General features: G+C 39.0%; 13 protein-coding genes and 1 tRNA gene. 6 read left to right on the top strand and 8 right to left on the bottom strand.

Going from position 1 to position 12405, the window contains the following annotated elements:
- Positions 1 to 256 precede the first annotated feature (256 nt).
- The 3 genes from A33Q_RS09510 to lipB all read right to left on the bottom strand — a co-directional run bounded on the left by A33Q_RS09510 (position 257) and on the right by lipB (position 2584).
- The gene (locus tag A33Q_RS09510) at positions 257 to 1006 is read right to left on the bottom strand and encodes a 3'-5' exonuclease (RefSeq protein WP_009034342.1); all 750 of its coding nucleotides are present in this window, start codon (positions 1004 to 1006) and stop codon (positions 257 to 259) included.
- 74 nt (positions 1007 to 1080) lie between these two features.
- Positions 1081 to 1482: a hypothetical protein gene (locus A33Q_RS09505; RefSeq protein ID WP_009034341.1), complete on the bottom strand. Its 402-nt coding sequence runs from the start codon at positions 1480 to 1482 to the stop codon at positions 1081 to 1083.
- A 388-nt stretch (positions 1483 to 1870) separates the two neighbouring features.
- The gene (gene lipB, locus A33Q_RS09500; RefSeq protein WP_009034340.1) at positions 1871 to 2584 is read right to left on the bottom strand and encodes a lipoyl(octanoyl) transferase LipB; all 714 of its coding nucleotides are present in this window, start codon (positions 2582 to 2584) and stop codon (positions 1871 to 1873) included.
- A 109-nt stretch (positions 2585 to 2693) separates the two neighbouring features.
- Between lipB and A33Q_RS09495 the strand changes: the two genes are divergently transcribed.
- Together A33Q_RS09495 and A33Q_RS09490 are read left to right on the top strand one after the other, a co-directional pair.
- The gene (locus A33Q_RS09495; protein ID WP_009034339.1) at positions 2694 to 3050 is read left to right on the top strand and encodes a YraN family protein; all 357 of its coding nucleotides are present in this window, start codon (positions 2694 to 2696) and stop codon (positions 3048 to 3050) included.
- A gap of 53 nt (positions 3051 to 3103) precedes the next feature.
- Complete coding sequence (locus A33Q_RS09490) at positions 3104 to 3562, top strand: hypothetical protein (RefSeq protein WP_160169347.1); 459 nt, start codon at positions 3104 to 3106, stop codon at positions 3560 to 3562.
- 34 nt (positions 3563 to 3596) lie between these two features.
- Here the strand turns inward: A33Q_RS09490 and A33Q_RS09485 are convergent, their stop codons facing one another.
- The 5 genes from A33Q_RS09485 to A33Q_RS09465 form a co-directional block, all read right to left on the bottom strand.
- Positions 3597 to 4568: a c-type cytochrome gene (locus A33Q_RS09485; RefSeq protein WP_009034337.1), complete on the bottom strand. Its 972-nt coding sequence runs from the start codon at positions 4566 to 4568 to the stop codon at positions 3597 to 3599.
- Between the two features lie 98 nt (positions 4569 to 4666).
- Positions 4667 to 6226, bottom strand: a complete 1560-nt coding sequence (locus tag A33Q_RS22520) for a LuxR C-terminal-related transcriptional regulator (protein ID WP_009034336.1) — start codon at positions 6224 to 6226, stop codon at positions 4667 to 4669.
- A 686-nt stretch (positions 6227 to 6912) separates the two neighbouring features.
- Positions 6913 to 6994: transfer RNA gene (locus tag A33Q_RS09475), tRNA-Leu, on the bottom strand.
- A gap of 70 nt (positions 6995 to 7064) precedes the next feature.
- Positions 7065 to 7358: a putative quinol monooxygenase gene (locus A33Q_RS09470; RefSeq protein WP_009034335.1), complete on the bottom strand. Its 294-nt coding sequence runs from the start codon at positions 7356 to 7358 to the stop codon at positions 7065 to 7067.
- Positions 7355 to 8143, bottom strand: a complete 789-nt coding sequence (locus tag A33Q_RS09465) for an SAM hydrolase/SAM-dependent halogenase family protein (RefSeq protein WP_009034334.1) — start codon at positions 8141 to 8143, stop codon at positions 7355 to 7357. The genes A33Q_RS09470 and A33Q_RS09465 overlap by 4 nt, the downstream gene beginning before the upstream one ends.
- A 104-nt stretch (positions 8144 to 8247) precedes the next feature.
- Between A33Q_RS09465 and A33Q_RS09460 the strand changes: the two genes are divergently transcribed.
- The 4 genes from A33Q_RS09460 (at position 8248) to A33Q_RS09445 (ending at position 12390) form a co-directional block, all read left to right on the top strand.
- Positions 8248 to 9243 (top strand): PhoH family protein, encoded by a 996-nt coding sequence (locus tag A33Q_RS09460; protein ID WP_009034333.1) that lies wholly within the window; start codon positions 8248 to 8250, stop codon positions 9241 to 9243.
- Entirely contained in the window at positions 9194 to 9643 is a 450-nt protein-coding gene (locus tag A33Q_RS09455; RefSeq protein ID WP_009034332.1) for a GNAT family N-acetyltransferase, read from the top strand. Before A33Q_RS09460 ends, A33Q_RS09455 begins: the two co-directional genes overlap by 50 nt.
- A gap of 155 nt (positions 9644 to 9798) precedes the next feature.
- Positions 9799 to 10338, top strand: coding sequence for a hypothetical protein (locus A33Q_RS09450; RefSeq protein WP_009034331.1), 540 nt, complete (start codon positions 9799 to 9801; stop codon positions 10336 to 10338).
- A 90-nt stretch (positions 10339 to 10428) separates the two neighbouring features.
- On the top strand, positions 10429 to 12390 hold the full coding sequence (locus A33Q_RS09445) for a ComEC/Rec2 family competence protein (protein WP_009034330.1): 1962 nt from the start codon (positions 10429 to 10431) through the stop codon (positions 12388 to 12390).
- Positions 12391 to 12405: the final 15 nt, after the last annotated feature.

The following is a 12405-nucleotide window of genomic DNA, read 5'->3' as shown; positions in this document are numbered from 1 at the left end:
CTTAATTATCTTAGTAGAGAAAAATATCCATCAATATCGAAACCCCTATTCTAATCCTATTTCCATAATCTCCCAAATAGCTCTGGTCTCAGAATATCTGTTTCTTATAGATTTTCCCGCTATTCTATTTCTATTTATTTCAATTTTATCCCGAATCACTTCGCTCTCGGGATCTCCGTTTCACTCCGATTTCGTGAAGCATATTTCAATAACTAAAAATACCCACTAATATCAATAATCCTACTCTAATCATATATCATTCAGAATCATCTTTATTAATAACCTCCATCTCCACATCAGGAGGGAAGCACTGAAAAGCCAAATATATCTGTGCGGTCACCAATACATCCCTTAGGCAATATTCACGGATTTTTTGAAGGTTGTTTTCTACATAGTACGCCTCATTGACCTGAGAACCATCAATCCCATCTTTGGAAGTAGGAATGTCAAAAACTGCAGCCAGCAATTCCAATCTGGTGTAATGCTTGTAATCTCCGAATTTCCAAAGTTCCAGCGTGTCCAAATGGCGGATTTCCCAAGGTTTCTTACCTGCCATCTGAAGTGGCTCTGGTAATGGAATCCTATTGATCAGAATCCTCCTGCTCAGGTAAGGGAAATCAAATTCTTTTCCATTGTGGGCACAGAGAATCCACTTCTTTTTTTGTAGCAGCTCGGCAAAAGCAGATAAGGTGTCGTACTCATTTTCATCTGCAAAACTCTTGAGCCTGAATTCCAACTTGTTTTCTTCAGCATTAAAATGAAAATACCCAACTCCTACGGTGATGACTTTTCCAAACTCAGCATAAATGCCTGCTTTCTCAAAAAACAAACTCCCTGCATCGGGTTTTACTTCCTTCTCCTTATTGGTCCCCTGAGTGATAAGTTTTTCTTTTTTCAACCATTCTTCTTGCAGCCTCGGAGGCAAGTCTTCATAAGAGGATTCGCAAGAAGCTGTTTCGATATCAAGAAAAAGGATGTCTTTGAGTTCATTCAAAAAATTGTTCATTCGCTTTAATTATTAAGTTGGTAGCGATGAATTTAATTAGAAATCACGGATTTTAAAATTGAATTGTGATCCTTTTACCCATGCAAAACTCCCTCAAGGCCCAGTTCAGGAATGAATTTAACATTGCCGGGATCCATGCTACCATGGGGGAAGATGAATTTTTTGTCAAAAATCTGATCCATAATATAGTAACTCACCCAAAACTCATTGCTTAAAGCAAAAAGAGCAGGATCGATAGGTTCAATTTTAGCAATGGACTGCGCTCCCAATTCCTGTATCAAGTGACGCAATGTAGAGGTTTTCTTTTCTTCCCCATCCATTATTCCATAACCTTTTGAAGTGATCATCACTGTATTCAGCTCGATCAGGTTGAGGTTGATGATATATACTGCCCATTCTGTATTGCCGTTTACCTCTTCCTTGGCAATGGCTAGTTTTACCCCTGTTATGGGATGAAAGTTGATGTCTTTTTTCATTTTTTAGATTTGAGACAAGAGATTTGAGACATAAGATTTAAGACTCGTAATCTAGTATTTGACTTAGTTAAAATGTATGTCCACTAATATCCACTAATATCCACTAATATCCTTTCTTCTATATCCCGAATCAATTGTCTCTTCTGGTTTGCGCTAAAGCTCTGGGTTAAAAAATATTTCGCCGAAGGCATATTTCTAATTATTTCGCGAAGCATATTTCTGTATCATAATATCCACTAGTATCCAATATCCATTAATATCTATTTCTATTATATCCCAAATCGCTTCACTCTCGGGACTTCCGCTAAAGCTCCAGTTTCAATTATATTTCTACTTAATTTCTATTTAGGTCTGACCAGAAAATAACAATATCCATTTTTATCATAAATCATTCTTCCATTTCAAATAGATGAATAATGTGTCTTTTGACTTTTTCTTTGACTTCATCTAAGTCTAAAGGTCTGCCTAATTCCAGGTGCATAGAAGTCACTGCTTTGTCCGGAATTCCACAGGGAATGATGTTGTTAAAATAATCAATATCGGCATTGACATTGAAAGCAAATCCGTGCATGGTGACCCATCTGCTGGATTTGACTCCCATAGCGCAGATTTTCCTGGGATTCTTTTGCTCGATATGGTCTATCCATACACCCGTAAGCCCGTCAATCCTTCCTGCCTCGATTCCGTAATCTGCCAGAGTAAGGATAATAGCTTCTTCCAGCAATCTCAAGTACTTGTGAATATCCGTAAAGAAATTATCCAGATCCAGAATTGGATATCCAACAAGTTGTCCTGGACCATGATAGGTGATGTCACCTCCCCGGTTGATTTTATAAAATGTAGCTTGTTTCTCTATTAGCCCATTTTCATCCAGCAAAAGGTGGGATTCTTCACCGCTTTTACCCAAAGTATATACATGAGGGTGTTCTACAAAAATCAGGTAATTATCCGTGATTTGTTGTGCTTCCGGAGCAGCGTTTCTATTGGCAATTTTTAAGGATACAGTTTTTGCAAAAATCTCTTCCTGAAAATCCCAGGTTTCTTTATAGTCCTTGCTGCCTAGGTCTAGAAATTTTACTTTTTTATTGATAAATTCGTTCACGGGTTATCTTTAATGCGATAAATGAACGCTGATTTTTTTAGGTTAGTTCTTTCTTATTAAAGTGCCCATTGGTTTTTAATCAGCTTTTCAATTTCAAATGCATATAATTATGGCACTTCACAACGACAAAGGTAAGGAAGCCGAAGACTTGGTCAAAACTTGGCTGTCAGGAAAAGGCTATGAATTTCAGCATGCAAACTACAGATACGGACATGCTGAAATTGATCTCATTTTTATTTACAAAGGACTTCTCATTTTTGTAGAAGTAAAATACAGGAGCGGAACCGGTTATGGCTATGCCGAAGAATTTGTAGACAGTACCAAAAGAAAACTTCTGGTCAAAGCGGCAGATCATTATATCCATGAAAAAGACTGGCACAAGGATATCCGCTTCGACATAGTTGGTGTGTACAGGGATAGAAACGGAAATGTCAATTTCAAGCATTTTGAAGATGCTTTTTACTAAAGAGTATAAGTTTTTATTCTCTTTGGAAGAATTTGTTTAGTTTCGGAAAAATCATGCTTATGAACGTCCGACAGCTCCTGTTCCCAATTGTTGTATTTTTACTTTTCTCTTGCGAGTCAGATCCTTTGGTGGGAAAGGCCAAAAAGGATGCTGAGATTTTCCTGAAAAATGTGAGAACTCCAGAGCGCCTGATCAATCATCCTATGATGGAGCCGGAAGGTATTCCTTCATCAGTCGCTTTTCAAAACAAAAAGAGAAACCTGGAAAACTTAAAAGGGTCAGTCAATCAACTTTGTGGTAAATCGAGCAATTATAAATTGGCAAATACCTTTAAAAAAATTGGTGAGGACGGAGAGAAGTTTATCTATTTGGAATACGAATATTGTCAGGAAATCACTTTTGTATTAGGTTATGCCTTGAGAAGGGATGGAGTCATATTGCATAGTATTTGGCCTATGAATAAGGAAGATAGACCTGAGGACATGTTTCAGAAAGAAGCCAATTGGAATTGAAAAGAGGCAGCCGTGAAACTGCCCCTTTGATAATTTATTTTTTGGCCTGAAATTTTTCCACGTAGTTCTCTACAGGCTGAAGGGATTTGAGATAAGCATAGATGGCCTCTAGGTCTCTTTCCTCCATACCTGCGTACATGATCCATGGCATTATTGTCTGAAAGTCTCCTTGCTTGACCTTTTCAGGAACATAGTTTTCACCATACATTTTGAAACGCTGAACAAACATTTCCTTGGTCCAATTTCCGATTCCGCTTTCATGAGGGGTCAGGTTGGGAGTAACCAATAGGGCTTCCGGGAATTCAAATTCCCGTCCTCCAGCCAGCCGTTCGCCTACAAAGCTTCCATTTTCAAACCTGGTATGGCATTCAGCACAACCCGAAATGGTCGCCAAATATCCGCCATAAGCAATTTGATCTTGTTGTGGGTTAGGTCTTTTGCTTAGGCTTGCTTTTTTGGGCATGGTATTCAAGATGATGTTGAAGGGGAAGTCAGGCTTAGACTTTGGGTGGTTTGTTTCTACAGGGTCCAAAGTCCTGAGGTAAGCAATCACAGCTTTTACGTCCTCTGGGTCTGCCTTGGAATATTCTCCATAAGGCATCACTGGGAAGATAGCGGAACCGTCTTTTCTCACCCCAGTGGTAATGGCCCTGAAAATCTCCCCATCCGTCCAGTCTTTGAGGTTGAAGGGAGTCAGGTTCGGGGAAATAAACGTTCCGGGGAAACCTTCTTTTTTGTCGAAAACTTCTCCACCAGAAGCTAATGTGGATTGAATCGGCGGACCTGCAAAAAGTTCGAAATCACGGACAGAATGGCAGTCTACGCATAACATTACGTGATGGGCAAGATATTTTCCATGAGCTACCCGTTCCCCTGTGATTTCTATTTGCATTTCCTCAGGAGGGCCAACATTGGGGAGAGCGATGGAAATGTAAGCAACAGCCACAAGAATTAGGGAAAGGATTCCTGTGATGACGAAAGCAGAGATTTTCAAGATTTTCTTCATAATAAAAATTGGTTTTGAAAGCGATTGATTTTCTTGGTAAAATTCCAGGAATCTAACTTTACATCAATCACCCATTTGGGTGATTTTTCAATTTTTGATTAGTACCTATGTAAGCGGTGAATCAGGTCGGTCCTATTGTTGGCTTCGGTTTTCGAAAAAATGTTTTTTAGATGTGTTTTAATGGTGTTCTCACTCACAAAAAGTTGATCGGCTATTTCATTGTTGGATTTGCCTTTTTCGACCAATTTTATTATTTCAATTTCACGCTTGGTGAGCGGTGTCAACATTTTACCATTGACTTTTTGAAAATCAATACTTGAGTTGTGGATTGTATTCTTGAGTTCTTCCTCCTGTTTTTTCACACTTGCTCTCCACTTTCTGATGTAGAAATACATCCCGGTAGCAAAAGAGAAGAATGTAAGACTAAGTACTATACCAATCCATTTTTTCTTTGATTTTTCAGAGAAGAGAGCCAGTTCTTGTTGCTGGATTTTCTTGTCCTTGTCAATGGCATCAAATCTTGCCTGCATTTCTTCCATAGCCCAGGCCTTTTGCTCATTATTAATGCTATCATTAAGTATATTGTACTCTTTCCAGGCATTCACAGCGAGATTGTGTTTACCAACAATTTCATAGGCAGAGGCCATTTCTTTGTACAGCTGTCTCTGCAATTCCAATCTATCGGAATTTTCCAATAATTGATGGGCCTCAAGTAATCTGTCTAAGCCGTTTTTATCCAATTTTATTTCCAAAATCCCCAAATACGTAAGCGCTGCAGCTTTTTCATGGATTTTGTCTGGCTTGAGTTTGGGGACTTCAGCAAAAAGAAGGTCATACGCTTCATTGTCATTTCCAAGGTTGTACAGAGCCACAGCCTTTCCGATATTGATCTCAGCAAGGTTGTGCGAAGAAGGGGTGTTTAAGGATAATTTTTCTGCCAATTCGAATTCAGAAAAACTTTTTTTGAAGTCATTGAGGTAGGAATGAAGGAGCCCCAAATTATAGTGTGAATTGATCATGCCCACAGTATCTGATTGTGCTGTTTTGATTGCCAATGATTTTTCGTGTATTTCCAAAGCCCGTCTGAAGTTCCGCTGTTGCCTGTAAATCACAGCCAGATTATTCAAAGCATGGGATGCCCCTTCTTGGTAATTTAATTTTTCACTTAACTCCAAGCCTTTTTGGTAGTGGGAAAGAGCTTCATCATGAATCCCCTGATAATAATAAGCGACCCCAATGGCATTGGTGATTTTGGCAAGACTTATACTGTCCCTGTTTTGTATGGCTAAGCTTTTCATAAACGAAAAGATATCCATAGCCTCTTCAAAGCGATTGAGGTATTCCAGAGCCAAAGCTTTCTGGTAGAGACTCCAAATCTGTCCATAAGTGAAATTCAACTGTATGGCAAGCTTGCTGGCTTCCTCTGAAAAATAAAGGACAGAATCCAGGTTTTCTTCTTGATAATAAAAAGCCAAATCTCTATAGATCCAGACCTTATTGGTATCTCTTGGAGCTGATTCCAAGTCACGCTTCAGTTGACTGATGATGTCAGATTGGGCGAGACAATAAAAAGGGACAAGCAAAATGATCCCTAAGACCAAGCTTTCTTTAGCAAGGATTTTTAAAAGGGTATCTACCATTAATCCTTTACGCTTCATAGGTGTCGGGTGATTAAGCGTGAAAATGGTTGTCAATCAAATAATTGTAAGTTTGAATTTAAGTATTTTGTAGAGGAATGGAAAGGTGGTATAGGATTATTTGTTTCGGATAAAAGGAACTTTGATGTTACTCATTAGCGGGTGCGTGGTTTTTTTATTTCAACATTAAATTCATAAATAGTCCATATTGGGATATTATTTCTCAGTATTCTTTCTGCTAACCTAATTTTGTGTTTTTTTAATTTCCAGACTATGGATTAGTTTTCGGGCAATCCTGAAGGGTGTGATTTTAAGGAATTTTGTTCTTGTTTGAAGTGCAGAGAATAGGCTGAAAGTTATCAATGCTTTGACTGCAAAAAGCTTTTGACAGCTTTAGGATTCTGAACTCTGAGTTTAATTTATTGGTGATTTTAGAAGATGAATCTTACGGGTCACATATTGTGGTCTTAGAAACTTGAGGTTCCAATTAGGCGCCCTAAAACCCTTAACTTTTCCAAAGTTCTGAACTTTGGAAAAGTTTAACTATTATTCATTAATCTTACCGCAAAAATCAAAAAAAAATCCTGCATTTCTGTGAATATTTGTACCTAGGGCATGCATTCCCAAAATTATCGGGATAAACTTCTCCTCCGGTCTATGCCATAAAAAAAGCTCCATCTAATAAAAGAAGGAGCTTTGCATTGTTGTACCCAGGGCCGGAGTCGAACCGGCACGCCCGAAGGCATTGGTGTTTGAGACCAACGCGTCTACCAATTCCGCCACCTGGGCAGGTGAACTTTCCATTCCTTGCTGAACGGGATGCAAATATGAGTATTGTTTTTTTTCTCTGCAAGCCTATTTAAGGCAGTTCCTCAATTTTTTTTGCAGAAAAGGCGATAGGCTTTTCCAAAAAAAGCTGCTTAGTGTAGCTCCAGACAGATTTAAAGAGTTCAGAATCACGGTATTGATTCAATGCCTCTTCGTCTTTCCAATGACTGTAGGTCATAAAAATATTTTTGCTGTTTTCGTCCTGCCAGAGTTCCAAATGGCTACAGCCAGGGAAATTCCTGATCTGTTCCTTATGTTGATGAAAGTTTTTCAAAAAATCTTCCACTTTATCTTCCTCAAAAATCATCCTGACTACTCTGATCATTCAATTATGTTTGTTTCAGTGATAAATTCAACAAAGACTGGACTGTCATACCTCAATCCAAGTAAATCTCCCCCATGACCATGGTTGATACCGATTTCCAAAAGTCCTAGACTGTTGAAAAATGCAAAACAATCACCCGGCTCTACCAAATCATAGGTCTGATGAAGGTGTGTCAGAATTTCCCGGCTGAATTTTATCCGGAATTTTCCAGGGTTGAGTTTGTCAAAAACCGTTTTTTCTATATTGGTGATTAAATTCCCATAGTTATCAATCCTGATCACATGGCCTGTAATTTCTTTTTTGTTGGCTTTTACATGTCGGGGAACCATTTTCCTGAATTGGCCCAAAGGACCTCCAAAATCGTGAATAGCGGCCCCTGATGCTACTTTGGCCGCAATGGGAGCCAAGATGTCCTTAGCAGGGAATGTACTTTCTTTGAGATGTATATCTGCAAACTGAACCACGATACCTGGCTCTGTTTCAAAAAGTAAGGATAGGATTCCATTATTTGGTCCAAGGAAAATATGCTCCTCATGTTTGACTCCTATAAAACCATCTGTGATATTACTAGTTCCATTCATGGCAACCAAATGAATGGTGCCTTTGGGGAATTCCCTAAAAACTGATTTAAGCACAAAAGCAGCATGAGCGACATCATAATTCTCAATTTTGTGAGTGATGTCAATGATGGATAATTGAGGGTTGATCGACAACATCTTGGCTTTAACAGCGGGTACATAATAATCTCTGTCTCCGAAATCCGAGGTGAATGTTATCAATGCCATAGAAGCAAGTCCGTTAAAATTTTCTATTTTTGTACTAGGTGTTGGCAAAAATAGAAATTTATTCCGTACACCACAGGTTCAAATCGTAAATCAAATATATCAGATTGGTAGAGAAAGTAATTACTTTAGAAAATATCCCGCTGCTGGACTTTTTAGGTACAGAAAATGAAAACATACGCCAGATTGCAGTAGCTTTCCCACAAAGCAAAATTGTTTCCAGAGGAAATGAAATCAGGATTCAGGGGCGAGCTCCTGAAATTTTGAGAATCAACGATCTTCTGAATATGCTCCTTCAGCATTTCCATAGGTTTGGTCATGTGACACCTGACAATGTCAAGGAATATATTGCCCTGGAAGGAGCTCCTTTTGAAGAAAACAGGAAAGATGATGTGATCATTTTTGGGAATAAGGGCCTTGTCATCAAGCCCAAATCGCCCAATCAAAGAAAGCTGGTGGATGCATCTTTTAAAAATGATCTGGTTTTTGCCCTAGGCCCTGCTGGTACTGGGAAGACATACATTGCAGTTGCATTGGCGGTCAGAGCTTTAAAAAACCGAGAAGTCAAAAGGATTATAATTACCCGACCTGCAGTAGAGGCTGGAGAGAACTTAGGCTTCTTACCAGGGGACCTACAAGAAAAACTGGATCCCTACCTAAGACCGATTTACGATGCCTTGGCGGATATGGTTCCCTCGGAAAAGTTGAAATTTTATCAGGAAACAAGAGTAATAGAAATTGCACCATTGGCCTATATGAGAGGAAGAACGCTACATGATGCTTTTGTGCTTTTGGATGAAGCCCAAAATACCACATCAGAGCAGATTAAGATGTTTCTAACCAGAATGGGACCTAACTCAAAAGTAATCATCACCGGAGACCAGACACAGGTAGATCTTCCAAGCAGACAAAAATCAGGACTAAAGGAGGCTTTGGCCGTGCTAAAAGATGTAAAAGGTATTGGTGTAGTCAATCTCAGTGGAAAGGACGTGATCAGGCACAAACTGGTTAAATCCATCATTGAAGCTTACGAAAAAAGTGAAAATCAAAAATATGAAAGAAGAGAGCCCGGTAACAGTGACAAAGGTCAGGACAAAAGATGAGCTTGATACTATCTTTAAAATCAGAGAAGAAGTATTTGTCATTGAGCAGGAAGTAGATCCCTCTGAGGAATATGACGAATTTGAAGCCAGTTCCACACATTTTCTGGCAAAATCCGGAGAGACACCGGCAGGAACAGCCAGGTGGAGGTTTACAGATAATGGGGTGAAATTGGAGCGTTTTGCAGTTTTAAGCTCTCAAAGAGGTAAAGGCGTAGGTCAGGCTTTGGTGAAATCGGTAATTGATGATATTGCTGTCCAGCCCGAGGCAAAAGGGAAGAAGTTATATTTGCATGCTCAGCTTCCGGCAGTTTCACTTTATGCCCGATTTGGCTTTGAAAAGGTAGGCGATATTTTTGAAGAATGTAACATCCTTCATTATAAAATGGAACTGTATTTGTGATTCAGCCGTAATGAGATAAAATCAAAAGAAATAAACTTTAACCTGATCATTTGCTTTCTTTTGTATCACTCGTAATTGGTTGATATTCCTGGAAAAGTTTCAGGAACTGCTGACCAGCCGGGCAGTCTATAGCTTTTAAATTAAATGAATGAGAAATGAAAAAAATTGTAATTGCGATTGTCGCTTTGGTTATTTTACAAAATCCATTAAAAGCCCAGACTTCATTGGAGAATCCAAGAGGAGAAGTTAGATTAAATTTTTTAAATACCATTCTTTTAGGCTCGGTAGAAGTTGGTTATGAGCAATTTATCGCCAACGACCAATCTATAGGTGTTGAACTGCATCTCAATGACAGGTTTGGCTACAGAAGAGCCGGGGATGCGAGAGATTTTTCCGCCACATCTTTTTTGCTTTCCTACAATTTTTATTTCGCGGGAGATGATAGAGGCAAAATCCACGTTTCGCCTTTCTTCAAATATAGATTTGGTGAGTATACTGAGGCCATTGATAGTTCTATAACAGTCACGAGCCTGAACAGTGGGCAGATTGGATTGATGTCGGGATATAGGTGGAATTACAATAATTTTGCCTTTGGTCCCTTCGCTGCTATCAGCAGGGTGTTTTCTCAAGAAGTGGCCAATACTTTCTCAGCAATTGAATTTAAGGCTGGGTTTAATGTGGGATATAGGTTTTGATCAACTTATCCGTTTAATTTGATTCATAAGAGGGCTAGAGAGGCCCTCTTTTTTTTGTTTTTGTTTAAATTCAGAAAAACTTTTGAAAGAATGATTTTTTCTGAGTTTCCATTTTTAAGGTATCTGGCTTTTCTCATTTTAGGGATATTGATTTATCCTTGTCTGAATTTTATTGCCCAGGAAATCTTGGTTTTTGGCTTGGGGCTTTCATTTACAGTGTATTTGTTCCTTGTTTTGAGGAATCAGCAAAAGCGCTCTTTTAATTATAAATTTCTTATACCATCACTGGCCGCAGTTCAGTTGGCTCTTTTAGGATTGTTGATTTCGCATAAAAATGATCTGAAAAACTCTCCATTGCACCTCTCTAACCTCAACATGTCATTTGTTGCCTATACTGCCCAAGTTCTTGGAGAAGACGAAGCCAAGCCAAATTCCATAGCCAACAGGGTCAGATTAAAGCAAGGGTTTGTCAATGGGACTTGGGTTCCTGTAGATGGAGAGGTACTGATTTATCATCGTTCAGAAAAAGGACTGAATGTTGGAGACTTTTTAATGATCCCAGGATTTCCTCAAGCTATTCAGGGCCCCACTTTCCCTTATGAATTTGATTACAGGAAGTTTATGAGAAGGCAAAAAATCACCCATCAGCACTTTATAAATGAAAATTTTCAAAAAATCGGGAGTATCCATGACCAACCGGTTAATTTATTTTTTATCAGTCTTAGAAGAAATGTCATGGGTAACCTTGACCTGCTGATCCAAGACCCAAGAGCAAACCAAGTTGCCAAAGCACTGCTTTTGGGGCAAAAGAAAAATATGGAAAAGGAAATCAGTGAGGCCTACGCTACTGCAGGGGCAATGCATATTTTGGCTGTATCAGGCTTGCATGTCGGTATTATATATGGGTTCTTTTTTCTGTTCATTAAGCCCTATCGCCTCAAAAGGCACAAAAGAATCATTTATTTGAGCACTATTATTCTCCTGATTTGGGGGTATGCTATGCTTACAGGTATGTCTCCTTCGGTCATGAGGGCTGCAACGATGTTCTCTCTCATGGCATTGGCACAGATGAAGTCGAGGAGTCCATCTATTTTCAATGCAATAGCCCTCTCAGCTTTTATTCTTTTGATTTTTGATTCGGATTTGATCTTTGCAGTTGGGTTTCAGCTTTCCTATGTAGCATTGACAGGTATATTGCTTTTTCAGCCTGTCTTAGTTAGGCATTGGCTGCCTAAGAACAAGGTTTTAGAATACATTTGGCAGATTTCTACAGTTGGTGTTGCGGCTCAATTGGCTACCTTTCCGATTTCGGCTTATTACTTCCATACGTTTCCTGTTTATTTTATATTATCCAACCTGGTCGCTATTCCCGGTGCTTTTTTGATTATGAGTTTTGGAGTACCACTTATGCTATTAGGGGGAGTACCATTCTTGGGGGGTGTTTTGGCATGGCTGACCGAAAACTCGATTGCTGTGGTGAATTTTGCTGTATTCGGGATTCAGGATTTGCCCTTGGCCAGAGTAGATAATATATACTTTTCTACCCAGACCATTTTCTTTTACTGGATGATTCTGGCGCTTATTTTCATTGCCACAATAATTAGGAGGACTTGGCCTTTGTATTCCTTGATGTTTTTATTGGCTTTGCTATTGATTTTGAAGGGAGTGCGTTTTAACAATGATTTGAAACAGAAAGAGATGATTTTTCATGTAGGTAAAAAGGATTTTTCAATAGACTTGATTTTGGGCAACGCCCTGTATTCCTTTGACAACATGGATGCAGCAAGTCAAAATTTTAAATTAGCTCCATTTAGAAATTCACAACAAAAGAAAACTGTTCAGGATTTATTGCTATTGGAAAATGACAGTATCATTCAAGCAGTCTTGCCGAAAAATATTGGATCATTGATTATATCTAGCGGGAAAATGGATTTGCAGGGGATTACAAGTCCTTTTCAGAGTTATGTTTGGGAAGATGGGGAATGGCAGGAAGAGGTTTTGGATAATCAGGTTCAGGGTGAAGGGAAGACCTATAAATTGGCATTTTACTGATTCAAGACTTGTATC

Source organism: Indibacter alkaliphilus LW1 (assembly GCF_000295935.2).
Classification (GTDB): Bacteria; Bacteroidota; Bacteroidia; order Cytophagales; family Cyclobacteriaceae; genus Indibacter; species Indibacter alkaliphilus.
This window is presented reverse-complemented; position numbering and strand designations above follow the sequence as displayed.